The sequence below is a fragment of the Exiguobacterium sp. s191 genome, from assembly GCF_018618955.1.
Classification (GTDB): domain Bacteria; phylum Bacillota; class Bacilli; order Exiguobacteriales; family Exiguobacteriaceae; genus Exiguobacterium_A; species Exiguobacterium_A abrahamii.
In genome coordinates this window covers 397,769-422,376 of the sequence record NZ_JACSNC010000001.1, presented here as the reverse complement: position 1 = coordinate 422,376, position 24,608 = coordinate 397,769, and the positions used below count along the sequence as shown (strand labels likewise).

Annotated in this window: 23 protein-coding genes and 1 other annotated feature; of the genes, 10 read left to right on the top strand and 13 right to left on the bottom strand. The window is 48.8% G+C overall.

Features of this window, described 5'->3' with window-relative positions; translation table 11 throughout:
- Positions 1-93: 93 nt before the first annotated feature.
- Together hfq and miaA are read right to left on the bottom strand one after the other, a co-directional pair.
- Positions 94-342 carry an RNA chaperone Hfq gene (gene hfq, locus KNQ09_RS02140; protein ID WP_023467753.1) on the bottom strand — a complete coding sequence of 83 codons (249 nt, stop codon included), beginning with the start codon at positions 340-342 and terminating at the stop codon, positions 94-96.
- Between the two features lie 48 nt (positions 343-390).
- On the bottom strand, positions 391-1,317 hold the full coding sequence (gene miaA / locus KNQ09_RS02135; RefSeq protein WP_029341237.1) for a tRNA (adenosine(37)-N6)-dimethylallyltransferase MiaA: 927 nt from the start codon (positions 1,315-1,317) through the stop codon (positions 391-393).
- Positions 1,318-1,823: 506 nt separating this feature from the next.
- Between miaA and KNQ09_RS02130 the strand changes: the two genes are divergently transcribed.
- Positions 1,824-2,351 carry a P-loop NTPase family protein gene (locus KNQ09_RS02130; protein WP_214857184.1) on the top strand — a complete coding sequence of 176 codons (528 nt, stop codon included), beginning with the start codon at positions 1,824-1,826 and terminating at the stop codon, positions 2,349-2,351.
- Positions 2,352-2,387: 36 nt separating this feature from the next.
- Here the strand turns inward: KNQ09_RS02130 and KNQ09_RS02125 are convergent, their stop codons facing one another.
- A complete protein-coding gene (locus KNQ09_RS02125; protein WP_034785942.1) occupies positions 2,388-3,386 on the bottom strand; it encodes an ABC transporter permease in 999 nt (332 codons plus the stop codon).
- Positions 3,379-4,299 (bottom strand): ABC transporter ATP-binding protein, encoded by a 921-nt coding sequence (locus KNQ09_RS02120; protein ID WP_023467748.1) that lies wholly within the window; start codon positions 4,297-4,299, stop codon positions 3,379-3,381. The genes KNQ09_RS02125 and KNQ09_RS02120 overlap by 8 nt, the downstream gene beginning before the upstream one ends.
- A gap of 126 nt (positions 4,300-4,425) precedes the next feature.
- Here KNQ09_RS02120 and KNQ09_RS02115 point away from each other — a divergent pair, with 126 nt between their 5' ends.
- Positions 4,426-5,190 carry an SGNH/GDSL hydrolase family protein gene (locus KNQ09_RS02115; RefSeq protein WP_023467747.1) on the top strand — a complete coding sequence of 255 codons (765 nt, stop codon included), beginning with the start codon at positions 4,426-4,428 and terminating at the stop codon, positions 5,188-5,190.
- 38 nt (positions 5,191-5,228) lie between these two features.
- Here the strand turns inward: KNQ09_RS02115 and KNQ09_RS02110 are convergent, their stop codons facing one another.
- Complete coding sequence (locus KNQ09_RS02110) at positions 5,229-5,579, bottom strand: DoxX family protein (RefSeq protein WP_029341233.1); 351 nt, start codon at positions 5,577-5,579, stop codon at positions 5,229-5,231.
- Between the two features lie 207 nt (positions 5,580-5,786).
- Here KNQ09_RS02110 and KNQ09_RS02105 point away from each other — a divergent pair, with 207 nt between their 5' ends.
- Complete coding sequence (locus KNQ09_RS02105; RefSeq protein WP_023467745.1) at positions 5,787-6,917, top strand: S1C family serine protease; 1,131 nt, start codon at positions 5,787-5,789, stop codon at positions 6,915-6,917.
- A 77-nt stretch (positions 6,918-6,994) separates the two neighbouring features.
- Positions 6,995-8,242, top strand: coding sequence for a lysine N(6)-hydroxylase/L-ornithine N(5)-oxygenase family protein (locus KNQ09_RS02100; protein ID WP_064300208.1), 1,248 nt, complete (start codon positions 6,995-6,997; stop codon positions 8,240-8,242).
- Between the two features lie 276 nt (positions 8,243-8,518).
- On the opposite strand, the gene KNQ09_RS02095 is transcribed toward KNQ09_RS02100, so the two are convergent.
- Both KNQ09_RS02095 and KNQ09_RS02090 read right to left on the bottom strand, forming a co-directional pair.
- The gene (locus tag KNQ09_RS02095; RefSeq protein WP_064300209.1) at positions 8,519-9,379 is read right to left on the bottom strand and encodes a DUF4003 family protein; all 861 of its coding nucleotides are present in this window, start codon (positions 9,377-9,379) and stop codon (positions 8,519-8,521) included.
- Between the two features lie 124 nt (positions 9,380-9,503).
- Positions 9,504-11,216 (bottom strand): ABC transporter ATP-binding protein, encoded by a 1,713-nt coding sequence (locus KNQ09_RS02090; protein ID WP_214857183.1) that lies wholly within the window; start codon positions 11,214-11,216, stop codon positions 9,504-9,506.
- 195 nt (positions 11,217-11,411) lie between these two features.
- Here KNQ09_RS02090 and KNQ09_RS02085 point away from each other — a divergent pair, with 195 nt between their 5' ends.
- Positions 11,412-12,845 carry a C40 family peptidase gene (locus KNQ09_RS02085; protein WP_064300211.1) on the top strand — a complete coding sequence of 478 codons (1,434 nt, stop codon included), beginning with the start codon at positions 11,412-11,414 and terminating at the stop codon, positions 12,843-12,845.
- A gap of 89 nt (positions 12,846-12,934) precedes the next feature.
- Entirely contained in the window at positions 12,935-13,114 is a 180-nt protein-coding gene (locus tag KNQ09_RS02080; RefSeq protein WP_214857182.1) for a hypothetical protein, read from the top strand.
- Positions 13,115-13,143: 29 nt separating this feature from the next.
- On the opposite strand, the gene KNQ09_RS02075 is transcribed toward KNQ09_RS02080, so the two are convergent.
- Positions 13,144-14,334, bottom strand: coding sequence for a helix-turn-helix domain-containing protein (locus KNQ09_RS02075; RefSeq protein ID WP_064300213.1), 1,191 nt, complete (start codon positions 14,332-14,334; stop codon positions 13,144-13,146).
- Positions 14,335-14,454: 120 nt separating this feature from the next.
- On the opposite strand from KNQ09_RS02075, the gene KNQ09_RS02070 reads away from it, so the two are divergent.
- Positions 14,455-15,723 (top strand): MFS transporter, encoded by a 1,269-nt coding sequence (locus KNQ09_RS02070; protein ID WP_214857181.1) that lies wholly within the window; start codon positions 14,455-14,457, stop codon positions 15,721-15,723.
- A gap of 19 nt (positions 15,724-15,742) precedes the next feature.
- Here KNQ09_RS02070 and KNQ09_RS02065 read toward each other — a convergent pair whose 3' ends face one another.
- The gene (locus tag KNQ09_RS02065) at positions 15,743-16,753 is read right to left on the bottom strand and encodes an LLM class flavin-dependent oxidoreductase (RefSeq protein WP_023467737.1); all 1,011 of its coding nucleotides are present in this window, start codon (positions 16,751-16,753) and stop codon (positions 15,743-15,745) included.
- Between the two features lie 163 nt (positions 16,754-16,916).
- On the opposite strand from KNQ09_RS02065, the gene KNQ09_RS02060 reads away from it, so the two are divergent.
- The 3 genes from KNQ09_RS02060 (at position 16,917) to KNQ09_RS02050 (ending at position 18,783) form a co-directional block, all read left to right on the top strand.
- A complete protein-coding gene (locus tag KNQ09_RS02060) occupies positions 16,917-17,402 on the top strand; it encodes a pyridoxamine 5'-phosphate oxidase family protein (protein WP_029341225.1) in 486 nt (161 codons plus the stop codon).
- A 119-nt stretch (positions 17,403-17,521) separates the two neighbouring features.
- Positions 17,522-18,490, top strand: coding sequence for a cation diffusion facilitator family transporter (locus KNQ09_RS02055; protein ID WP_029341224.1), 969 nt, complete (start codon positions 17,522-17,524; stop codon positions 18,488-18,490).
- On the top strand, positions 18,487-18,783 hold the full coding sequence (locus KNQ09_RS02050) for an MGMT family protein (protein ID WP_064300215.1): 297 nt from the start codon (positions 18,487-18,489) through the stop codon (positions 18,781-18,783). The genes KNQ09_RS02055 and KNQ09_RS02050 overlap by 4 nt, the downstream gene beginning before the upstream one ends.
- Before the next feature lie 63 nt (positions 18,784-18,846).
- On the opposite strand, the gene KNQ09_RS02045 is transcribed toward KNQ09_RS02050, so the two are convergent.
- From KNQ09_RS02045 to KNQ09_RS02030, 4 genes are all read right to left on the bottom strand, one after another.
- On the bottom strand, positions 18,847-19,368 hold the full coding sequence (locus KNQ09_RS02045; RefSeq protein WP_214857180.1) for a pyrophosphohydrolase domain-containing protein: 522 nt from the start codon (positions 19,366-19,368) through the stop codon (positions 18,847-18,849).
- A 61-nt stretch (positions 19,369-19,429) separates the two neighbouring features.
- The gene (locus tag KNQ09_RS02040; RefSeq protein ID WP_214857178.1) at positions 19,430-21,079 is read right to left on the bottom strand and encodes an aromatic amino acid hydroxylase; all 1,650 of its coding nucleotides are present in this window, start codon (positions 21,077-21,079) and stop codon (positions 19,430-19,432) included.
- A 60-nt stretch (positions 21,080-21,139) separates the two neighbouring features.
- Positions 21,140-21,344, bottom strand: a binding site (T-box leader).
- Between the two features lie 70 nt (positions 21,345-21,414).
- A complete protein-coding gene (locus KNQ09_RS02035) occupies positions 21,415-22,560 on the bottom strand; it encodes an FUSC family protein (RefSeq protein ID WP_023467731.1) in 1,146 nt (381 codons plus the stop codon).
- Positions 22,561-22,665: 105 nt separating this feature from the next.
- Positions 22,666-24,600, bottom strand: a complete 1,935-nt coding sequence (locus KNQ09_RS02030; RefSeq protein ID WP_214857176.1) for a PTS fructose transporter subunit IIABC — start codon at positions 24,598-24,600, stop codon at positions 22,666-22,668.
- Positions 24,601-24,608: the final 8 nt, after the last annotated feature.

Genomic DNA, 24,608 nt, shown 5'->3' with positions numbered 1-24,608 from the left:
GGAGTGAAGCAACTGTCATTTTTCGCTTCACTTACGAAGCGCCACACCTGAATGAAACCTAAAAAAAAGACGACCCCCCGGTCGTCTTTTTGCTTAGCGAGAGACTTCTTGTGTCTCTTCTTGCTCATATAACGTCACGTTGCGCGCTGGTGCGAACGTCGAGATCGCGTGTTTGTAGATCAATTGCTGTTTGCCTTCCGACTCCAAGATGACTGTGAAGTTATCGAATGACTTGATCAGCCCCCGTAATTGATACCCACTGATTAAGAAAACCGTTGTCGGGACTGCATCTTTCCGTAATTGATTTAAAAAGACGTCCTGAATGTTGTATGTCGCTTTCATGATTCCCCGTGCCCCCTCTTTTTATCTGTTTCTGTCTTCGGGCAACTCTTATTTAACCGCTTTCAGAAACTCTACAGTTCTATCATAGATAATTTTGAACGTTTCTTCAAATGAAAACTTTCCCATATCCACCCAAACGCCATCAAATTGGTGCCGGAACCACGTCAATTGACGTTTAGCGAAGCGTCGCGTGTTCCGTTTCAGCATGTCGACAGCAGGATCGAGTGGTGCCCCGTCAAGGACCGGTAACATCTCTTTATAACCAATCGCTTGCAACGCCTTCGTTTGTCGGTACCCGGCAGCGTCAAGACGCGCCACTTCTTCAAGAAGCCCACTTTCGACCATCATATCTACCCGCTGATCGATTCGATCATACAAGCGATCCCGGTCTTCCATGTGTAGGACGAACAGTAGACTCTCGTAAAGTGCAGGCTTACTACCGGTCGTTTGTGTCTGACCCGTCCGCGCGACCTCAATCGCCCGCACGACCCGCTGAATGTTATTCGGATGAATCGCTTCGGCACGCACCGGATCAAGTTCCTTCAACTGATCATGTAGCGCATTCGCTCCATGTGTCGCTGCATACGCTTCGAGTTCAGCCCTTAAGGCTGGATCTTCTGCCTGCTCGGTGAACTGATAATCATATAAAATCGAACGGATATAAAGCCCTGTTCCACCAACGATGATCGGTAACTTCCCCCGACTTGCGATCTCATCGATCGTCGCTCGGGCAACCGTCTGGAAACGCGCTACACTCATCTCATCATCCGGTGTAACGAGATCAAGCAGATGATGCGGCACCCCTTCCATCTCTTCGGTCGTCACTTTTGCCGATCCGATATCCATCCCTTGATAGACTTGGACAGAGTCTCCAGATAAGACTTCTCCGTTTAATCGTTTGGCTAGTTCAATGCCCGTCTTCGTTTTTCCGACTGCCGTCGGTCCGACGATGACGATGACTGGTTGTTTCTTCATTTTTCTTCACCCATTCTCTATCTTTTCATTCTGATTCGAGTGTACCACAGCCACTTACTCGGATTAAAAAAATCAACAAAAAAACCGCCCTCCTTGGACGGTTCACGTTTGCTCGTCTTATACGCGACGGATGAAATCGTCATAGATGGCACTAAAGATGCACCACCCACAAATGACGACGCCTGTCAGCATGATGCCCCAATCTGCCATGGTCGTTCCTCCTCTAGTCATCGTTATTCTCTCTTTTGACGGTTTGAACGGTTTGTAAACCCTTTCGAGCAGGTTTGACACCAATTCTTGGAATCAGTATGATAAAAGTACGATTGGTACGTAGCGCGGAGGCTGACCTGCATCGGCTTCCTATTAGAGGCACTGCCTCTCGATTCCATGTCTTGTGCTTGCACGAGGCGACATAGGGAGAATTCGTTCTTCCAAGCGACAGGTCCGGCATCATGCCCGGGCCTGTTCTGCGTGCCGGTACATTATTTCGAAAGGAGCCGATTGTCTTGCGTATTCAAATTATTGGTGGCTCAGGTACCGGAAAAAGTACACTAGGCGCCTTCATCGGACAAGCTGAACAGATTCCCTGGATTGATACCGACCATTATCTGTGGAAAGATACGACGTTCACTGAAAAACGAGACGTCTCCGAGCGAGTTTCTATGTATGAAGCAGATCTAATGTCTTACAACGATTACATCGTCTCCGGTTCTGTCTTCGCCTGGTATCCGGACGGTTTCATCGATCGGGACTTGCTGGTCTTCCTGTCGCTCGACGAATCGGTTCGGATGGAACGTCTCATCGCGCGCGAAGCAGCACGATACTCAGATTTTACAGGCTCCAATGAATTCCTTGACTGGTGCCGGACGTATCACACGGCGACGGATCCATCGATGATCGGTACGTTCGCAGAACACCAGTATCAGATGGACCGGTCGATTTCCCCGATTCTGATAGTAGATGCTTCGTTACCGACACAACTTCAGTATCAAAAAATAATCGAGACATACGATCGTTTGTCGCTTCATCCATGAAAAACGGGTCCCCCTCTATAGGTGGACCCGTTCGTCTTAATACATATCTTTTTGTGTGAAGTTCCAGAACGCAACGACTAATGCCGCGACCGTCCAACAACCGAGGACGGCAAGGGAGAACGGAAGCGTCATCCCCTCGATTGGTGGCGCTTGTCCATCGAGGTAATTGATCAGTCCGAAGTTGACGTTGACGAGATATTTCGAGCTCGTCCAACTTGAACCGAGCGTCGTCAGTAACGTACCGGAAATCAAGACTGCCATCATGATCCCGATCCCTGTCGCTGTATTTTTGACGAGAACAGAGACCATCAAGGCGATCGTTCCGACGACAGCTGTGACGATCCATGCTAGACCGACGGCCATCAAGAGGTACTCCCACATCGGTAACGTATGCACGAACTCCGTCGAGAACGTACCGCTCGGTGAAGCTTGGAAACCGGTCAAGATCGGTGCGGTCCAGCCGTCATAGCCGAGGACGATCCCGGATATCGCGTAACAGACGGCGACGGTCAATGCCATCAGCATCGACGTATAGAGCAACACCGTCAACCATTTCGCCATCAGGATCTTCCAGCGCCGGACTGGTCGCGACAGTAGCGTCTTGATTGTTCCGTCATTTTGCTCCCCACTGACGATATCCGCCATGATGACGATGATGAACAGCGGTAAGATCAGCGTCAATCCTTGCGAGAAGAAGATCCGGATGAACGTCGGGGCTCCCGGATAGTTCGGGTTGATGTCATTGTCGAGATAGTATTGATTTTGTTTTAGGTCAAACTCAAGGAACTGACGGAACTCATCTTGAATACTGCTGGAAGCAAGACGGTTCTGCGTGTCGACGATGTCTTGTTGTAACTCAACCCGCCAATCGAGCGTTCCCTGCTTTTTGATTTGTTCTTGGATGTCTCGGTACTGTGCGTACGTAAACATCGAGACAAGGACGATCAAAATGATCGCAACGACAGCAAAACGACGCTTTGAAGCAATTTTCGTCACTTCATTTCGAACGAGACCGATCATGTTCGGATTACGCAATGTGATCGCCTCCCGTTAACGTGATGAACAGATCTTCGAGCGTTTGGACTTTCCGTTCAATCGTCCAGACTTCGACACCTGCTTCGAGCAGCTGCTTATTGAGCGCTGGTGTCTTGCTTGCATCCATCAAAGTATGAACCGTATTCGCATCGACGACTTCGGAAACTTGGACTAAATCGGATGCTGATAAAATCTCATTCGCCTTAAAGGCATCGTCAACACGCCAGTCAACGCCTGGTGCGAGCGACTCGACCAGTTCCTTGACCGTTCCGACTTGAACGATTTTGCCATAACTCATGATCGCAACTCGATCGGCAAGCATTTCGATCTCAGCCAAGATATGACTCGAGACGAGGACCGACAGTCCCGTTTCCTCGACGAGCCGGCGGATGAATTGACGTAAATCCCGAATCCCCATCGGATCGAGACCATTCGTCGGTTCGTCGAGAATCAAGACGCTTGGTCGTCCGAGTAATGCTTGTGCGATTCCGAGACGCTGCCGCATCCCGAGCGAGTATGTCCGGACTTGATCATCAACACGCGCCGTCAAATCGACGAGATCGATGACTTCCTGAATCCGGGCCTCATCGACATTCGGTAACATCCGGGCAAAGACTTGTAGATTTTCGCGACCCGTCAAATACTTATACAACTCTGGATTTTCAACGATCGAGCCAATCCGCTCCATCGCTTGGACGAACTGTTTGCGGACGTCGAAGTCACAGACCGTGATTTTACCGGACGTCGGTTTGATCAAGCCGACGAGCATCCGGATCGTCGTCGTTTTTCCTGCCCCGTTCGGTCCAAGGAAGCCAAAGACTTCACCTGGTTGAATCTCAAACGAGATATTATCAATGATCGTCTTTTTTCCGATCACCTTTGTTACACCTTCTAATTTCACTGTTGGTTTCACGTCTCTCACCTCTTATTGTCTATTCTAGCGGAATAATGAATCATTTGACTTGTCAGAACACTTCATTTCCGCACATTCTTTCAACTTTTGCTACAATCAGGTTAGAACCTAGAAGGAGGAACGTTCATGAAGCGATTACGCTGGCCCCTGTTTTTAACCGTCTCACTCGTTTTGACGGCAATCTTTGGATACGGCTTCGTCAGTGCCTATAGTGACGTCGTCAACCCACCAAAACGTGCCGTCCTGACACCTACGAAGGAAGAGCCTGTCAAAAAAGGCGGGACGTACGTCGCGCTTGGTGATTCCTTGACACGTGGTGTCGGAGCATCAAACGGCAATAGTTACGCCGCGATCGTCGGACGCGATCTTGTCAAAGATAACACTGTCGAGCGCTTCCAGAATCTTGCCGTCAGTGGTGCCCGGACGGAAGATTTACTGAAACAACTAGAACAAAAAGAAGTCTTACGTTCAATCAAACAAGCAAAAGTCATCTCGGTGACGATTGGCGGAAATGACTTATTCAACCGTGGTGAAGGCGTCGCGAACTTCAATGCGAAGAAGACAGCCGAAACCGTTACGACGGCACAAGCGAACTTGAAAAAGACGTTCAGTATCCTACGAGAACAAAATCCGGATGCTGTCATTTTCTACGTCGGGCTCTATAATCCTTTCCGTGCAACGGAAAACGGTGAAGCATTCGATGCCATCGTACAAGATTGGAATGCAAAATCACGGACGCTCGGTATCGAGTACGATGTCGAAATCATCGACACATTCAATCTCGTGCGTGACGTCAAACGTGATTTATCGAGTGACCAATTCCACCCGAACGATTCTACCTACGAAGAGATTGCAAAAGCTTCCTTACTTGCTGTCAACAAACGTTTCTAACAATAAAAGCCGCCATTTAGGCGGCTTTTTGTTCCGATTCATTTCAGACGTTTCGCAAGAGAGACGAGCCCCCATTGGAGCGGCAACCGTGTCCAAAGCAACCAAGACGGAAGACGTTTCCCATTAATCGGCTTTGGATTGACTGCCATGTTGACGTTTGCGGGTAAGACAGCATATAAGAAGGCAGGAAGAGTCTTACGAACGAGGTGAACCCCTTTTCCTGTCAACAACATGACACCGTAAGCGATTTCGATGACCCCTGTCACTTGGACGAAGAAGCGCTTGAACGGAATGAACGACGGCATGATGCTGACGAACCCTTTTTCATTGCGGAAATGACCAACTCCCGCAAACAGTAATCCTGCTCCATAGACTAGACGCAATAGCATTATGTTCCACACTCTCTTTCTGTTAATGAAATATATGTTCGAGACAGCTTCAGTGTATCGAAATGACCTGATTATCTCAACTTTTAGAAATTGTCGTCGAATTATGGGGAATGATGAGTCATTTCGGAATGTCTCCCGTAATCAGAGAAGAGGTTGCTTCATTTGCTATGATGAAGTCAGAAATCATACAGAGAGGAATGATGACTTATGGCTGGAAAAACGAAAGCACTTTTACCTGGATTGACTGGAGGCATCATCGGCGCGGTCTTGACGGCTACGGTTGCCTTTCCGATCCTACTCGATCAAGAACAACAAGTCGCTGATACACCACTATCAAATGGTATGCCAAAACAAGTCTCAACGACGACGAATGATCCGGTGACGAACGCAGTCGCTACGGCTCAAAAATCCGTCGTGACCGTAACGAACTATCAAGCGGGCAACTCGATGTCCCAACAAGAAGCAGCGGCTGGTTCAGGGTCCGGTGTCATCTATAAGAAAGAGGACGGCAAAGCATACATCATTACGAACCATCACGTCGTCGACGGGGCATCAAAACTCGATGTAACGTTGAATGACGGCAAGACACTCTCAGCCAAGTTGCTTGGTAGCGACGAAACCTATGACTTAGCTGTGCTTGAAGTGGACGCAAGCGATGTTCCGGGTGTCATCACACTTGGGAAATCAGCGGACTTAAAAGCCGGACAAACGGTCCTCGCAATCGGTAACCCGCTTGGTGAGTTCCAAAACTCCGTCACACGCGGAATCGTCAGTTCGAAAGACCGGACCGTACCGGTCGATACGAACAGTGACGGACAAGACGACTTCAATACGACGGTCATTCAAACGGATGCTGCCATTAACCCCGGGAACTCGGGTGGTGCCTTGATCAATGAACAAGGACAACTCGTCGGAATCAACTCGATGAAAATCGCTGAGTCTGGTGTCGAAGGTGTCGGCTTCAGTATCCCGATCGATGATGCATTACCAATCCTCAAACAGCTTGAAACAAACGGTAAAGTCGAGCATCCGACGCTCGGTGTATCCTTACAAGACGTTGCGGCGTTCCCTGCCGGTTATCTTAAAGATCAGGTCAAACTACCAGACAGTCAAAAAACAGGTGTCGTCGTCATGTCAGTCGAACCGAACAGTCCAGCTGCTGCGGCTAAACTGAAAACAGGTGATGTCATCACGAAAATCAATGATTCCGAAATCAAAGCATTCGTTGACATCAAAACGGCACTGATTAAATCAGATGGACCGCTCTCCTTGACGATCATCCGTGATGGGAAAACGATGACGGTCGAAACCAAAACAACGACGACCGACCAGCTGTAAAGCTTCAGCCTGACGTTTCGTCCGCCTTCCTTTTCGGGTATTGTTTTAGAACAATATCGAATTGGGAGGCTTTTTCTATGTATGACTTAATCGGCATTGGCATTGGTCCGATGAATTTAGGATTGAGCGCACTTGCGCATCCGACAGATTTAAAGACGTTATTTTTTGACGAAAGCGAACAATTTTCCTGGCATCCCGGCATGATGATCCAGGACTCGATGATGCAGACGAGCTTCATCTCCGATCTCGTCACACTCGCCGATCCGACAAGTTCGTTTTCCTATCTCAATTACTTACGATCGATTCACCGTCTCCACACGTTTTACTTCTATGAAAAACTTCTGATTTCAAGACAAGGTTACAACGATTACTTACGTTGGGTCGCAACACAGCTTGAAGATCTCCACTTTTCGACGCGTGTCATCGACGTGCAAGACACCGGTGATAGTTTTGAAGTCCTCGTCGAAGATGTCTCGACCGGTAAACGCGAAACGTTCGAAGCACGAAACGTCGTCATCGGCACTGGTTCAAAACCTGCCATCCCGGATACGTTTGATGAACGCGTCATCCACAATACGCAATATGTCATGAATAAGGCAGATTTACTTCAGCGCAACAAAATCAGCATCGTCGGCTCCGGTCAAAGTGCCGCCGAGATTTTCCTTGATCTCTTGACGACGCCTGCTCCAGAGCGTCCTGAACTCGAGTGGATCGCGCGTTCGACACTGTTTGAGACACTTGAGACCGGCAAACTCGGAGAAGAAATTTTTTCACCGAGCTACGTCACGTACTTCAACCAGCTTCCACTCGAAGTACGACAAGAATCGGTTAAGAAGTTCGCCCGCTCTCAGAACGGTATCAGTCCGGAGACACTTCAATCAATCTATGCCCATCTCTATGATTTGACGGAAGAGGAACAACGACAGGTCGCGATCCGCGCGAATCTCGAAGTAAAAGAGATTACGTACGATGAGCGGTTCACGATTGCGATGCAACATCAAGAACTTGAGGATGAACGTATGTCCGTAACAGATGCCGTCATCGCGGCAACTGGTTTTTCGCCATCCCTTCCGAGCTTCATCGACCGACTTGATATCGTGTTCGAAGCACCGAATGCCTGGAAAGTCGATGCCGACTACCAAATCGTGCGTTCGGTCGAGACAGCCCATCATCTTTACGCAACTGCTAATTTAGAGCTGTCACACGGTCCGGCTGCGGATAATCTCGGGATGTCCGTCTCGCGGAACCAGTTGATCTTGAACGCTGTCGCCGGTACGGAACTGTATCCGGTCGAACGACATGCGACGTTTACGACGTTCGATTAAATTAAAGGATGACACTTTAAAAGAACTGACTCAAAAAAAGAATGACGCGTCTTTTCACGCCCTTTCCTCAGGCGAGACACATGCCAGTTTTCCTGCTTCATTTAGCAGGAAAACGGGTCTTATTTGTCTCTGACAGCGCAAGAATGCGCTTTTTCCTGTAGGAGTGGCGTGTGACGTGTCATTCTTTTTTTACAAGATAAGGGTGGCAGATCATCATTCTGCCACCCTTATCTTGCGGAGATCGACTTTTGAGTCAGCCTCTTTGTCTATTTCATTTCAAGGCTTTTTCGTCAACTCTAGTGCAGCCAGCAATAGCAACGTGGCTTGAACTCGTGTCACACCTGTTTTAGCGAGCAACAAATGAAAGGCAATCAACCAGTTGACTTCGTCTGAAAATCGATTCCGTGCCCGCTCCCGGTCGACGATTCGGGTCACATAAATCCAGTCGACACGTTCCATTGTAGGCAGTAACGCAAGAATCGGCATTAAACGATCCCAGATGATGATTTCTCTCCGCTCTAACAGTTCCCGCCACGCAATGATTCGTTCCTGTTGCGCTGAAGGATCTGGATGCGCCGCTAAGATTTGCGCCGTAATGACACGTTCACTCGTCCGTTCCATATATTGCGCGAGCCATTCTTCCGATGTATCGACACGCTCTAAAAATTCCTCTGGTAATGGCTGCTGTTCAAGCAAGGTCGATGTCACGACGTACTGTTTCGCGGCATTCAAATGAGGTCGTGTCGCATGTAATCGTTCCATATAAGGGAACGCATCAATTCCTTGTCGACGGTTCAGCACTTCGTTGAGTGCAAAAAATGGGCGAACTCCTTTATCACGAATCAAGCGATGTTTAATCTTCTTTTCCGCAACGATGATTTCTTCGATGAGAACATCGGGATCCGTGCTATTTAATTGAACATGGGCAACGAGCAACGGTGTATAGCGGCTCCGAAGTGCTGAAAAACGCGACGTCTTATGTTTGATCGTCCGCATCAGCCGTTCGTAGACAGTTTGTTCAAAAACGGTATCATGAATCGTGTAGGACAGCGCAAAAAAACGATGGAAATCATGTGACGATTCCTCCCGCAAGACGGGATAACTCTCATCATAGTTCTCACAGAATTGACCGTACATCCTTCCACCTCGCCTTCTTTTCTATAAATCGTTTTCCCTAAAATTGGCTTGTACAACCTTATTTTTAGACGAACAAAAAAAGGCGACAGAACATGTCCGTCGCCTCTCATTCTTTCAATTCGATTCAAACTCGTTGTCTCTCTAACAGACGGGAGAAGTAACCACCTTGATCCATTAGTTCATCATGCGAGCCTTCTTCGACGATGCCGTCCTTCGTGACGACGAAAATCTTATCGGCATTTCGAATCGTTGCTAAACGGTGGGCGATAACGAGCGTCGTCCGGTTCTCAGACAGCTCGGCAAGCGATTCTTGAATCAGTGCTTCCGTTTCCGTATCAAGCGCAGACGTCGCTTCATCAAGAATCAGAATCGGTGGGTTCTTCAGGAACATCCGCGCAATCGCGAGTCGTTGCTTTTGTCCACCCGACAATTTGAGTCCCCGTTCGCCGATTTGTGTCGCGTAGCCATCAGGTAGATCCGCGATCATCGGGCCGAGATGGGCACGTTCTGCCGCTTGTACGATGTCTTCTTGCGTCGCATTCAGATCACCGTAGGCGATGTTTTCAGCGATCGTCCCTGAGAACAAAAAGACATCTTGCTGGACGATCCCGATTTGTTGTCGCAGAGACTCCTTCGTCATCTGCCGGATATCGATTCCGTCAATCGTGATTGCGCCATCTAGAACATCGTAAAAACGTGGAATCAACGAACAGATCGTCGTCTTCCCTGCCCCTGATGTTCCAACGAACGCGACGGTCTGTCCCGGGTCGACCGTCAAATTGATATTCTCTAGAATGAGACGATCGGCTTCATAACCGAACGCGACATCCTTGAATGTGATACCACCGTTCAACCGATCAACGACGAGTGCGTCTGGCGCATCCGGAATCGATGCATCCTCATCAATCATCGAGAGGAAGCGTTTGAAGCCAGCCATCCCTTTTGGATACATCTCAAGTAATGCCGTAATCTTATCAATCGGCTTCAGCAAGATGTTCATATAAAGAATGAATCCAACGAGCTCTCCGGCCGTTAAAGTGCCACGATACGTCAAGTACGCACCGACGACTAAGACGGCGAGCGTCATCAAACGGGTCGTCAAGTAAATGCCAGATAGACTCTTACTCATGACTTTGTAAGCATTGATTTTCGACTGCCGGAACGTCGCGTTGTCTTTTTCAAAACGCTCGATTTCGTAAGCTTCGTTCGTGAATGACTGAACGACACGGACACCAGAGACACTGTCCTCGACGCGTGAATTAACTTCCGCGATGTTACCATACATCCGGTCCCACGATTTATTCATCCGGACGTTCGCATAGCTGATCAACCAGATTAGGAATGGTACAGCGATGATCGTCACGAGCGCGAGTGGCACGTTGATCGTCAACATGATCGAGAATGCACCCAGCAATGTCATGACGGCAATGAAGGCATCTTCCGGACCGTGATGGGCAAGTTCCCCGATATCAAACAAATCATTCGTGATCCGACTCATGATATGCCCCGTCTTCGTATTGTCGAAGAAACGGAACGACTGTTTCTGCACATGGCTGAACAGTTGACGACGCATATCGGTCTCGATATTGATCCCGAGCTTATGTCCAAAATAGTTGACGACGAATTGCATCAACGTACTGATGATGTAGAGCGCTAATAATCCGACGCTGACGAGGATGATCCAGTTCATCTCACCGTTTGGCAACAAGGAGTCGATGAACCACTGGACAGCGAGTGGAAAAGCAAGTTCTAAAACCCCGACGAATAAAGCAGATATGAAATCGAGCCAGAATAATCGTTTGTGCGGGATATAATACTGATAAAAACGGCGTAACATGTGTAACCTCCTTCCGAGTACTTCTAGTGTACTTGAACTTTTTTGAAAATACTCATTCTACCTATTCGTTTTTTTGAAAAACGGTATTACAGTTTTCCAGACAAAAATTATATTTTTAAATCAGGGGAATCAGCGCTTTTTATGACAAAATGGTAACAACGATTTTTACCTATCTATTGGAAGGAGCTATGTCACGTGAAAAAGACTGTTCTCGCCCTCACGACGCTCGCTTTGATCGGTACCACGGTTCCGGTTTCAGCCGCGTCAACGACACTGACTTTGACGGATAACGTCAACATTCGCACGGCTGCCTCGACTTCCGCGAAGGTCATCACGACGCTCAAAAAAGGTACGAAGCTGACAGCTGTCAAGAAAGTCAACAGCTGGTATGAAATCCGCTATCAGTCCAAACCAGCCTTCATCACTTCAGCATATGTCAAAGCGACGACGGAAAAGGCTCCAACAACTACGACTTACATAACGAATACCGATGCCGTCAACATTCGCCAAAAAGCAACGACGAGTTCGAAATCACTCGGAAAACTAGCAAAGAATACAATCTTATCTGTTAAGAAAAAAACAGGAGATTGGTACCAAATCACGTATAAAAAACAAACGGCTTACGTCCATGCGACGTTAGTCAGCAAAAAGACGTCGAACGTCACGACGGATTCAAAACCACCCGCAACGACTCCCGTCAAAAAAGTCGTTAAAGCGGTTGATCGATCGAAAGTCTACACGGTTAATGCGAAGGAAGGCTTGAACGCACGGACTGCTGCAGCGACGAACGCAAAAATCTACAAGACATTACCGCATCAGACGGTGCTCGATGTCACAGGTGCCGTTGATTCGTGGTACCAAGTCAAGCTTGACGGAAAAGAAGCATATGTCGCTTCGACCTATGTCAAAGCTTCAACAAAAGCATCACCACCAACAACACCGACGACTCCCGGAGTCTCTTTGACGCCAGTTGATGCTTCGAAGACGTATCGCGTCAATGCCCCAACCGGTCTGAATGTCCGTACGTTGCCTTCGACGTCGTCTAAAGTCTTCACACAAGTCGGACACGGTTCGACAGTCAATGTCACAGGTGAAACGACAGGTAAAGATAGCGGCTGGTACCAGATCAAGATCGGAACGGGTCTCTACTATGTCGCGAAGAGTTACATCACGACGGGATCCGTCACGACGACGCCTCCGGTCACTCCGACGACACCTCCTGTGACGACCGTTCCTGGTTCAACATTGATGGAACGTGCGATCTCGATTGGTCAACAATATCTCGGTACACCATACGTCTGGGGATCAAGCAGCCCCGTTAATGGTGGATTCGACTGTTCTGGATTCGTTAACTATACCTTGAATGCCGCTGGCTATGCAGTCGGACGAACGAACGTCAACGGCTACTGGAACGATGATCGGTACCTCGGAGCGAAGTTATCAAAATTACGTCAACCGAAGCGTGGCGATATCATCTTCTTCGAAAACACATATGCTGCTGGTCCGACGCATATCGGGATCATGCTGAACAACGATCAGTTCATCCATGCCAACACACCGGCACTCGGCATCAGCCGTGTATCGGAACGCTACTGGACACAAAAACTATTAGGCTTTAAATCACTTTAAACTTTCCTCATCCATCCCTCTGGGGTGGATGTTTTTTTGTCTTATCACTTCACTTTGGGATATACTGGATATGGAAAGGATGTGTCTGCATGTCTTACAAATCACTTTATGTCCGGCTTCTCTTTCTTGCCTTATTGATTTTTGGTGGCTCGATGCTCTTGCATTACATCCAGACGGGAGATGTCTATGTCGGACACTTGATCGTTTCCGTCCTTGCATGCGTCTTGTTGATCTTCAGAAGAACGACATCCTCACACGAACAGGCATGAAGCGCACTCGCTTCATGCCTGTTTTTTCGTCATTGAACATTAACCAACGCTTGTATCTCTCGCTCAAGATCGCCTTTGAGGCGTTCACTTTGAAGGTCATCCTTCAATCGAATGACATCCTCCAGCCGTTCTTGACCAATTCCTCGTTGCATCGCTAGTACGAGCGTCTGTAACATCATCGCTTGGTCGAATCCACTCGCAGCAAGCCACGCATCTTGCATCTCCCATATCTTATCGACGCTCTGCTGAAGCGTCTGATTCGGTAATTCGATGCCATTGACAAGGAGATGGACTTCAAGTTGTCCGATGTAATGCTTCGCGTCATCGATCGCTACAGTGACGAGTTTTTCCCACGCCATCTGCATGCCGTCCGTATCGTTTTCAAAAATCGCGATGAGTCCTTTCGTCAAATCGACTTCGATTCGTCCGACGGCAGTCGTTTCACTAAATGCAAAAAACTGCTCCAATCGATCAAACTCTTGCTGTGATTTTTCGATTTCCCCTTCTAGATATAAAAACAGTCCGAGAAAACGTTGAAACGAAATGACATGATAATAGACATCTTGCTCCCGCATATACTGAACCCCTTCACGCAATAAAGCGATCGCTTCTGTGTAGTGATCATCGAACAAACTTGCTCGAAGTGCACGCAAGATTTGGAAATTTAAATAGGTTTTCGGTGCAAGTGGAATCTCGCGTGGTACATCCATTGCTTCGATCAGCTCGTATGCTTCCTTTGTCCGTTTGAGATTGAATAAAAAATAGACTTTCGAGATCTGAACGAGCAACTGCTCATCTTGACGACCGAGCTGTCGAAAAATCCGCTCTGCTTTCTCATAATATATCAAACCAAGCTCCGGGTCAGACGCTCGGAGGGCATCGCCGTATTTATGATAGACCTGCCCTTGCCAATAGGAAGTCGTTTCCGGAACCAAGTAAGGTTCTAGAAGTTCCTGAATTTTTTCGTCTGAAAAATATGGGGTATGCCGCGAACGGATTGTTTCGATGAGTTCCCGCATCTGAACATCTCGCGGATCGAGCATTAATTCTTCGACTGTCACCTGTAATCGCCTAGCAATCGCCTGTAATGCGGGCACAGACGGTGTCGCTTTCCCGTTCTCGACCATACTGAGCATTGACTTCGTGATGATGCCGGTCGCAACATCCGTTTGCGTCATTTTTTTCTGTTTTCGGATCTGTTTGATACGTTCCCCTAACACACTGGTCACTCCTTTTATCATAAAAGTTAAATTATATTGAACTTTATCTTTACATTTTTCTTCCACTCCTTTATTCTACACTAAAGTTCAATAATATTTAACTCTGAAGGAGTGAACAGGATGTCATTTAATTTAAAGCGTGTCTTATTCGGAAAGTTTTGTTCATTATTCGCAGCTAGTCTCTTTACGTTCGTCGCCGGACTGACCGTCTTACGGGAAACGTCGTCTGGTTTTCAGTTTGCGCTCGTCCTGCTTGCAGGATCAGTGCCACGGATTTTGCTCTCACCGGTTGCTGGTGTCCTCGCTGATTGTTGGAACCGGAAACGAATCATCGTCATGACCGAAAGCTTAAGTGCACTCGTCTTGTTTGGACTTTTGCTCTATTCGTTACAAGCCCCTCTACATACCGTTCATTACATCATCGCTAGTGTCCTTTTGACGAGCCTGTCGACGTTCCTGTCCGTTACCTTATCAAGCTCGTTACCGCGACTCGTAGAAGAAGAGGAGTTACAACGCGGAAACGCGCTCTTCTCGACGATTCAATCGACCTCAACGATCACTGCTCCACTCGTTGCGGGATTGCTCATCGCCACTGTCTCCATCACGCAATTCTTGATCTTACCGTTTCTCTTGTTTGCCTCTGCTGCCTGGTGGAATAGCCGCCTCCGCTTTCTTGCAGTGGATACCTCTCCTCCGGCTACTACCGATACTCCGTCTTTCGTCTCGGAGTTTAAAGAGGGCTACCGCTATCTGTTCCGTCAACCAGTATTGACGACACTCGTCCTGATGGCGATCGTCCTGAACTTCTTTTTTGTCGCTTTCGAAATCTTGTTACCGATCATTTTGCTCGATCGACTACAATTCACACCATTTCGGTTTGGAGTGGTCGAGTCCGCACTAGGTGCCGGTCTTCTTGTCGCTTCGTTGCTTCTTGCCTTACCTCGCTTTACGGTGAAACGTCCGTTACGAACGATATTCGAGTCGCTCTTTTTAATCGCCTCTTGTTACGCACTTCCTGCACTTGCTCTACTCGGCTATGTTCCATCTGCTCTACTACTACCTTTTTTCATGATTCTATTGTTCATCGACGGCATGCTCGTCTTACGGATGAACATTCCACTACAGCTCATCGTTCAAAAACAAACCGATCCGACTTACCTCGGACGTGTCATCGGTGTTCTGGAATCGGTCGCAATGGCGATGATGCCGATTGGTACCCTATTGTTTGGTTTACTCAGTGATCATGTGTCTATCATCGTGCTACTTGGAGTCGGTACAGTCGGCTTATTCGGTGCGGCATCATTCGGATTCCTCCGACTTCGTAAAGACATCTTGTCCGAGAGCATTCCTGTAGCAGACGTAAAAAACACGTCCTCCCTCACTTCGTGAGAAAGGACGTGCGAATCGGTCAGACCGTCGCTTTGACGGCATCCATGATTAATTTTAATGATTGTTGTTTTGCTTCCTTGTCTGCGATCATCGAAGCGATCATCACTTCGTCTGTGCCGTAGGAATCGGCGAGCTCTTGCAATTGTTTTGCAACGGATTCCGGATTACCGACGATCATCCGCTTCCGGTTTTCAGCAATCCGGAATTGGTCTTGGAACGTATACGGATACGCCGCTGCCTCTTCCGGAGTTGGCGTTCCTGTCGACGAGACCCCTTTTTCCAGTAAGAGTAGTGACAGATCCAGACTTGAAGCTAACCGTTCTGCTTCTTCTGTCGTTTCAGCACACGTAACGAAGATCGAGACGAGCGTTTGTGGTGTCTCATTGAATGACGTCGCCATGAAGTTATGACGGTAGTAATCCATCACTTCTTGTCCACCTTGTCCATTGATGAAGTGAGCAAAGGCAAATCCGAATCCGCGTTGTGCGGCGTTCAAGGCACTACCCCCACTTGATCCAAGCAACCAGCCCTCTGGTGTCGTATCGACTTCTGGTGTTGCGACGAGTCCCGCGAACCGGTGTCCGGCAGGCGCCCCGTCTTTCAAGTAATCGACGAGATCATCGAGTTGTTCGCCGTAATCGGCTCCACCAAAACGTGGCGACGATCCTTCTTGCAACGCACGTGTCGCAAGCGGCATACCGCCCGGTGCCCGACCGAGTCCAAGGTCGATCCGGTTTGGTGCAAGCCCTTCAAGGACACGGAAGTTCTCTGCGACTTTATAGGCACTGTAATGCGGCAGCATGACACCGCCTGAACCGAGGCGAATCTGTTTCGTCACTGCCGCCATGTAAGCAATCAGGACTTCCGGGCTCGAACCAGCTAGTGTTTTGGCGAAGTGGTGCTCGGATACCCACAGGCGATGATAGCCGAGTTCGTCCGCGATTTTCGCGAGCTCGACCGTTTCGTGTAAGGCATCAGATGGGGATTGTCCTTTAGAGACCGGGGATTGGTCTAAAATACTAAGTTTCATGTATGTCTCTCCTTTTTCTTTCGAATACGTACCTACACTGTACGCCTCCTCGTTGTACCGTGCAACGAAACTGCTTCTTTCCATCATGGGGACGTTTTCATTTTGAGATTCAGGGAACAATGCCTAAGTGAGCATAAAAATCTAACGAATGAGGTGGAGTTACATGTCAACACATACTACGAATCAAGAAGCAGTCGAAACGGTCAAGAAACTGATTGATAAAATCGAAACAGCGATGCTGACGACGATTTCAGCAGAAGGACTCGTATCGCGTCCGATGCAAACACAGGATATCGAATTTGATGGCGACCTCTGGTTCCTCACTTCAAAAGAAACAGACAAATATCAAGAACTACTTAAGAATCCGAGCGTCAATGTCGCATATGTTGACAAATCATATGTCTCGATCCGCGGGACAGCGGAACTCGTTGAAGACATCGAACGGAAGAAAGAGCTCTGGAGCCCACGCTATGAAGCCTATCTCGGAACGACATATGAAGATCCGAAAGTCGTCTTGATTAAAGTCAACACTGAAGCAGCCGAGTACTGGGAAACTGGAAATACTGCTAAATCCGTCAAACAAGTATTGAAGAAAGTCGTCGGCAAGGACGATGAGAACGAAATCAATAAAACAGTCGACTTGTCTTAACCTCTTAACCCCTACGCGAAAAGCGTGGGGGTTTTATGTGTCGGAGTGGTCGTTTCAGAAAAATTAAGTTAACATAAGAAAGTGAACTAATACGTAACTTAACTAAAAGGAGTACAATCATGGGAGAATTTTTTACGTTATTACGCCGGGGAAACCGGTCGGCGCTGACGGCAGGCATCGTTAACTCTGTCATCGCCATCATCAAGGCAATTGCCTACGTCCTGACGGGAAATGTCGCGATGTTCGCGGAGATGATGCATACGCTCGGGGACGCTGCCAACCAATTTTTCGTCTTCATCGGTTCTGCCCTCAGTAAAAAGGCACCAACGAAACGATTCCCGAACGGCTTCGGTCGTCTCGTCAATCTCGTGTTGCTCGGCGCCATCCTCTTCGTCGGCATCATGGCGTACGAAACGATTCATGAAGGGATCGCCCACATCATCGAACCGACGGAATCAACTGGCTTTTGGATCACGTTGTCTGTCTTGTTCGTCGGTGTCGTCTTAGAGAGTGGCGTATTTGTTAAAGCGATGCAAGAGATCGCACACGATGCGAAGTTAGACTCAAAAGGACCACGCTTGATTCTTGACAGCTTCCGCTCACTCAAACAAGCAAAACCAGCCACACGCCTTGTGTTTCTAGAAGATTTGGTCGCAACGGCCGGTGGCGTCGTCGCGATGATCGCCGTCATTATCTCGCATGTGACACCGTTCCATCAGGCAGAAGGAATTGCTTCGATCCTTATCGGACTGATGATGTTTTACGTCGTCGGGAATGTCTTCCTACAAAACGCAGCTGGTGCACTGGGTGAAGCCGATGAGACGATGGCAGCACGTCTCGGTGGACTAATCATGAAGGACCCTGACGTCAAAGACATCAGTAAACTCGAAGTCATTAAGGAAGGCGATCATTTCCACGTCGAAGTCGAGATTGAAGTCGACCCGACGTTGACGATCGCACAAGCGGACGATATCAAGGACCGTCTCGAGCTCCAGATTCGCCTGCAACAAGGCATCATCGATGTGACGATCGGCTTTGATGAAGACGATAAGATTCAACAGTATGTCGTTGCTACGGACGAAACATGACACCATTCACGCAAGATGTCCTGACTATCATTCGTTCGATCCCTGCTGGTCGAGTCATGACTTACGGGCAAGTCGCTCGACTCGCCGGTCATCCGCGTAGCGCACGACAAGTAGCGCGGATTCTTCACAGCATGAGTAAGACGGAACGTCTACCGTGGCACCGCGTGCTTGCTGCTGGCGGAAAACTATCGCTTGAAGGCGATGAACAGCGACTGGCGCTTGAAGCAGAAGATGTCGAATTCCTCACCGCCCGTCAACTCGATTTATCGCGTTATCAAGTCAAAAGTGAATAGATACAACAAGAGAGGGATGACCGGTTCGCAGACCAGTCATCCCTCTCTTTTTATCGTCATGAATCACGCTTTCGACGTACTCGAAGCTACAGCGATTTGCCGACGTACTTCTGCTTCCAGTTGTGGTTCCGGTGGTTGCCAGCCTTCCGGTTTCATGACCTTTTGGTCCGATTCCCGGAAGATTGGTTTTCCGTCCGGTCCAAGCTTCGCCATGTTCGCACGCTGGACGATCTCGAACAATGGAGCCGGATCAAGCCCGATCTCAACGAAGCTTCCCATGATGAAGTAGAGGGCGTCCGTCAAGGCATCCCCTTGTCCGACGAGCCGTTCGACATCTGTTTCGGGTTGTTTCATCTGGAGCGATTTTTCAACCGCTGTATCAAGTCCTGACTTGAAACGTTCGATCGCTTCAAGAAATTCTGCTTCACTCGTCGCCGATTGATGCAGGAACTCAACGACCGCTTCTTCCGCCGTCCAGGTCGAGCGTTTGATTCCACGATCGACCGTCATAGGTGTTGGCGTCGTTGCGCCAGGGTGTGAAAATACTTGGTGAAATTCCTTTACGTCTTGATAATAATTTGTCATAACCGATCATCCCCTTTTACCGAATGTCTCCATTCTAACAGGTTCAGAACCGGAGTTCGACTCATTGATGAACGACGTCGAGTAAGGCCATCCCACGCGTGATCAATTCATCTCGCTGCTCAGATGTCGCTTTTAAGCGCTCGAGATCTGCAATCAGACGTGGTTGATCGACTTCATCCGCTAACTCGAGTAATTCAAGACGGAGTAACCAAGCGTCCGGTAACTGGACGAGTGTCTGATCGATCAGTTGCGGTAACCGTTCTCGTCCGGCACGACCTTCGCGAATCTCGCGGACGACTTCGAAGATCGGATCAGCCGCTGTCAACGGACGTTCGATTCGTTCGAACTCGACCGTTTCCGGAATCGGCTTCAGTGCTTCAACTTCCGTTCCCGGGAATGCTGACGTAATGTCACCGACGATCAATTCCATCCGGTCCATCGTCATCGTTTTCCCGTCGTTCGAGAGCGTCGCTGCTTCTAAGACGACGAGCGCCCGATTTCCATTGACGTTTTGAATCGCTGTGATGTCTCCTGTGACATGAACATTTCCTTCCGCCCAGTCGAGACGTTCACCGACTTTGACTTGCATCAATACTTCGTTCAATTCCTTGCCGTGAAGGAGTGTAAAGCCTTCCGGATGATCTGCAAGTCCTTGACCTGTCAACACTTCACCGTTCGCAGCAAGCGCTGTCGGGCCTGTTAGTTTGACGAGATGTAGCGAATCGTGGATCTCTTGCGTTTCAGGAACACCGACGAGCGAGAGACCACTGTCGAAGACGAGCGTCGATAGGTTACCCGATTCGACCGCTTTCGTCAGTCCGTGAATACCACCGCGGATGTAAGACATCGACTGTGCGAATTCTTCAAGTGCATCGCGAAGCTGTTCGAACGATTCACAAACGAAGAGTTCTTTTTGCATGCTCGTCACGTCATGTTTCGTCGCAAGTGCTTTCTCAAGCGAGAATGGATGTTTAACGACCGCGTCCGTTAAGCAGTGACGGCTTTCACCGACTGATGATAGAAGACCTGCACCGTAGATTTGTGGATTGTCGATATCACCAATCAGACCGAATTCAACCGTCCACCAGAACAGACGTGAGATTTCGTTCGCTTCCGAAATCCCTTTGACGTGTGTCCGTGTCTCCGCGAGCTCAATTTCAGCTTGTTCGATATCGGCTGGCGTCGAGAATGGGCTCTCTTTGACGATCGTCAATTTCTTTAGTGCCTTGAACACGTCATGCTCGGCTTTATGGTTAAAGGCATGTGCCCCGATCTCACCGAAGCGACGAACGAATTCCGCGTAAACCGGATTCATCAAGATTGGTGCGTGCCCCGCTGCTTCATGCAAGATATCTGGCGCTGGTGTGTAAAGAATGTTATCGACCTTCCGGATGTCGGTCGCGATCGGCAAGAGTCCGTGCCCTTGGAAATCGAAGAAGGCGACGCCAGGAATGAGACCATCAACAGCGACTGTTCCCCAACCTCCACGGCTTAGGTTCGCTGTCATTTCACGCACGTCCGGAATCCGTTCCGGGCTGATGCCCGATGCAGCAAGCCCTTCGAGGTATGCCGGGTGTGCTGTATCTTGTAACGTATTTAGATTCAGTCGCATGACGTATCTCCAAACGGCATGATCCGTTGGCGTGTAGTCTTCGTAGTGCTGTGGTGCGACGTGTGGACGTAAGTGACTTGGAATGATTGGTGTAGACATATGAGTTCCCCCTTGAATGAATGTGAGATAACAAAAAAGCCCCTGCCGAACGTATCGTTCGACAGGGGCGACGAAAGCCGCGGTACCACCCTGATTACCCAGTCATTGACTGAGTCACTCATGATCGGGATAACGGTTTGCTCCGCTCGCTTACGCAAGAAGCTCAGAAACTGTAATTCAACACCATCTGTGTACACGTTCGCAGCGCCACGTGCTCTCTGAAACAGGGAGATGGTCTTTACTTCGGTTTCATCATCGCTTAATCTTTCGTTCTGTTATGCTGTTATACTGTTATGCTTTTAGCAAGTAAAGTATCGTTAAGGAGGACTATACGCTTACTTTTTACTTTCGTCAATGGCTTTTTTACGTTTAAATCGATTAAATGTTTTATCGCGGACTGATTTTTGTTCGATCGTCAGTGATGTGATATGACGACGAAGCGCACCGTTGAGCCGTTTTTCGAATGCTTCAAGCTCTTGGATCCACTCATTCATCGAGACGACGATCGGTAAGATTTCCATGATGACTTCTTCCTCGAGTTCATCGCGGTCAAGGAAAGAGTGCTTGACGAAGGCGATGTTCTCTTTGACGAGATCCTCCATCGCGAGTGGTTCTTCCGTCAATAAGAGATCATATGTCAGCAAGACCTTCTCTTGTCGCTGGGCGATATGCATCAAGTGATAAAACAATTCACTCCGAAGATCGTCCGCAATCGAGTCAAGGGCCTTCTCTCGCTCTCTGAAGCGCTCTGCCGTCGCGACACCACGTTCGAGGCACGATTGCATATGTTTGAGAATCAAGAGGTTCCGTAAGAGCGAGGCGTGCTTTTGACGCGTTCCTCGAATCTCTTCCTTGTGTAGGTTGAACAGATTTTGTGTCTCAAGAAGCGAATTTGACATTTTATCAATCGCTGCCCGATATGGGGCGACCTTTCCTTCGAAGGCAATCGCTCGCGTGACGACGAGCAGTTTCTCGAAGAGTTTCGTCGCTTTCTGGTAATAGACATTGCCGTAACGCGGCGGGAAGATCAACGCATTGATGCCGAGCGCACAGCCGATCCCGAGCATGACGAGCAAGTAACGGATCAAGACGACTTGCCAAAGTGGTTCGGTCGCTGTCGCCACACTTTCGAGAATGACAATGATCATCAAGACGACGTGTGGAATCGTCCGCCCGAAACCAAAGGCTAGCAAAATCGAGATTGCTGCCATGATGACGATTCCGATTGCAAGCGGATTCGCCGGATTATCCCCTAAAATCCAAAGTGCGAGTAACGTCAAAAAGGCACCAATCAAGTTGGCCTCTGCTTCCTCGAGAAATTGTTTCCATGTCTGATAGACCGAAGGCAGGAGTGTCGTCGCTGCCGAGATCGCAGGCAGGATTGGGCTAAGGTTGAACAGATTACTGATCAACAGCGCCAAGATGACCGCAAGACCTGTCTTGATGGTCCGTGGTCCGATTTGTAAGGATTGTCCACCCATGTCCATCCCTCCTTCTTATTCAGTATGCCCTCTATTCTTCACCGTTAGCCGTCAAAATTCAACAAAAAATCCCCTCCGCTTGAAAACGGAGAGGATTTAGGTGAATTATGATGCTTTCGTACCTGTTCCTTCTGTCATTTCCGCTTTCGCGACCGATTGGTCAACAAGCGGTTTTTTGAGGAAGGATAGGATTGCCGCACCAACGAGTGAACCGATGAGGATCGCACCCGCGTAACCGACGATTGCCATGACCGTACCTGATGGACCATCAAGTAACGGGAAGACGAAGATACCGCCATGTGGTGCCGGGAGCAAGACGCCGAAGACGATAGTCAATGCACCAGCGATAGCTGAACCGATGACGCTTGACGGAATGACGCGGAGTGGATCGGCTGCTGCGAATGGAATCGCACCTTCTGTGACGAACGATGCACCCATTGCGTAAGCAGCGATACCTGCTTCACGTTCTTGCGGTGTGAATTTCTTACGTGCGAACAATGTTGATGAGAAAGCCACGATGAGTGGTGGAACCATCCCACCTGCCATGACGGCTGCCATGACTTCCGTGTTACCTGCTGTAAGAGCAGCTGTACCGAAAACGTATGCTGTTTTGTTGATCGGACCACCCATGTCGATTGCCATCATACCTGCGACGAGCATACCGAGGAGGATTGCGTTCCCACCACTGAGTCCGTTCAGTGAATCCGTGAGCCATGTCATGAACTTCGCGATCGGCTCATTGATGACGAGTAACATGATCATCCCTGTGATGAATGAACCAAACAGTGGATAGAGCAAGACTGGTTTGATTCCTTCAAGAGCTGCCGGGAGACCTTTGAAGACTTTAACGAGTAAGAGAACGACGTAACCAGCAAGGAAACCGGCAATCAATCCACCGAGGAAACCAGCGTTACCACTGCTTGCAAGGAACCCAGCGATCAGACCAGGAGCAAGACCTGGTTTATCAGCGATCGACATCGCGATGAATCCAGCGAGGATTGGAATCAAGAGACCGAATGCAGCTTTCCCGATCGACATTAACTGAGCAGCGAACTCGTTGTATGACGGATCATCCGGATTCGCAGAGTTGATTCCCCAGAAGAAGCTGATCGCGATCAAGAGACCACCAGCGACGACGAGTGGCAACATTGCGGATACCCCACTCATTAAGTGTTTGTAGAATCCACCACGCGCTGGTTTTGAACTTTCGCTTGAACCGCTCGCTTTGTAGACAGGTGCGTCTTGTTTGACGGCACGGTTAATTAATTCTTGTGGTTTACGAATTCCTTGTGCGACCGGTACTTCAACGACGTGTTTCCCATTGAAACGATCCATCTCAACCGCTTTATCCGCAGCGACGATGATCGCTGTCGCATCGTTGATGTCTTGTTGTGTCAAACCGTTCTTGACGCCTGTCGATCCGTTCGTCTCGACTTTGATGCGGACACCCATCTCTTCTGCTTTTTGACGAAGGGCATCAGCTGCCATATACGTGTGTGCAATCCCTGTCGGACAAGCTGTGACAGCTAGGATATACGGTGCGTCTTGGTCGACGTTGTCGCTTGAGACGTCAACTGGACCTTCTTCTTCGCGTTCCTTCGCTTCGATTGCTGCGATGACTTCGTCTTTCGTTTTAGCCGCAAGAATCGTATCGCGGAAGTTCATATCCATCAGATAAACGGATAGTTTCGAAAGTGTTTCAAGGTGCGCATTATCTGCGTTCTCACCCGCTGCGATCATGAAGAACAACCGACTTGGTTGACCATCGAGTGCTTCGTAGTCAACACCTGCCGAACGACCGAAAGCGATCGCTGGTGTTTTGACTGCTGCTGTTTTTGCGTGTGGAATGGCAATGCCTTCCCCTAAACCTGTCGTACTTTGCGCTTCCCGTGCGAGAATCGCTTCTTTATATGCCGAGCGATCGTTCAGTTTTCCTGCCCGATCGAGGACGTTTACGAGTTCGTCGATGACAGCGGCTTTAGATGACGCTTGTAAATCGAGCTGAATCGTATCACGTGTTAAGAGATCAGTAATTTTCATGAGTAGTC

Excerpts from the sequence above, each read along its gene's own strand:
- KNQ09_RS02065 (WP_023467737.1), bottom strand. The coding sequence starts at position 16,753 with ATGAAACTTAGTATTTTAGACCAATCCCCGGTCTCTAAAGGACAATCC.
- KNQ09_RS02110 (WP_029341233.1), bottom strand. The coding sequence starts at position 5,579 with ATGCTATTGCGTCTAGTCTATGGAGCAGGATTACTGTTTGCGGGAGTT.
- KNQ09_RS02100 (WP_064300208.1), top strand. The coding sequence starts at position 6,995 with ATGTATGACTTAATCGGCATTGGCATTGGTCCGATGAATTTAGGATTG.
- KNQ09_RS02080 (WP_214857182.1), top strand. The coding sequence starts at position 12,935 with ATGTCTTACAAATCACTTTATGTCCGGCTTCTCTTTCTTGCCTTATTG.
- KNQ09_RS02115 (WP_023467747.1), top strand. The coding sequence starts at position 4,426 with ATGAAGCGATTACGCTGGCCCCTGTTTTTAACCGTCTCACTCGTTTTG.
- KNQ09_RS02045 (WP_214857180.1), bottom strand. The coding sequence starts at position 19,368 with ATGACAAATTATTATCAAGACGTAAAGGAATTTCACCAAGTATTTTCA.
- KNQ09_RS02070 (WP_214857181.1), top strand. The coding sequence starts at position 14,455 with ATGTCATTTAATTTAAAGCGTGTCTTATTCGGAAAGTTTTGTTCATTA.
- KNQ09_RS02090 (WP_214857183.1), bottom strand. The coding sequence starts at position 11,216 with ATGTTACGCCGTTTTTATCAGTATTATATCCCGCACAAACGATTATTC.
- KNQ09_RS02040 (WP_214857178.1), bottom strand. The coding sequence starts at position 21,079 with ATGTCTACACCAATCATTCCAAGTCACTTACGTCCACACGTCGCACCA.
- KNQ09_RS02055 (WP_029341224.1), top strand. The coding sequence starts at position 17,522 with ATGGGAGAATTTTTTACGTTATTACGCCGGGGAAACCGGTCGGCGCTG.
- KNQ09_RS02035 (WP_023467731.1), bottom strand. The coding sequence starts at position 22,560 with ATGGGTGGACAATCCTTACAAATCGGACCACGGACCATCAAGACAGGT.
- hfq (WP_023467753.1), bottom strand. The coding sequence starts at position 342 with ATGAAAGCGACATACAACATTCAGGACGTCTTTTTAAATCAATTACGG.
- KNQ09_RS02105 (WP_023467745.1), top strand. The coding sequence starts at position 5,787 with ATGGCTGGAAAAACGAAAGCACTTTTACCTGGATTGACTGGAGGCATC.
- KNQ09_RS02095 (WP_064300209.1), bottom strand. The coding sequence starts at position 9,379 with ATGTACGGTCAATTCTGTGAGAACTATGATGAGAGTTATCCCGTCTTG.
- KNQ09_RS02050 (WP_064300215.1), top strand. The coding sequence starts at position 18,487 with ATGACACCATTCACGCAAGATGTCCTGACTATCATTCGTTCGATCCCT.
- KNQ09_RS02030 (WP_214857176.1), bottom strand. The coding sequence starts at position 24,600 with ATGAAAATTACTGATCTCTTAACACGTGATACGATTCAGCTCGATTTA.
- KNQ09_RS02060 (WP_029341225.1), top strand. The coding sequence starts at position 16,917 with ATGTCAACACATACTACGAATCAAGAAGCAGTCGAAACGGTCAAGAAA.
- miaA (WP_029341237.1), bottom strand. The coding sequence starts at position 1,317 with ATGAAGAAACAACCAGTCATCGTCATCGTCGGACCGACGGCAGTCGGA.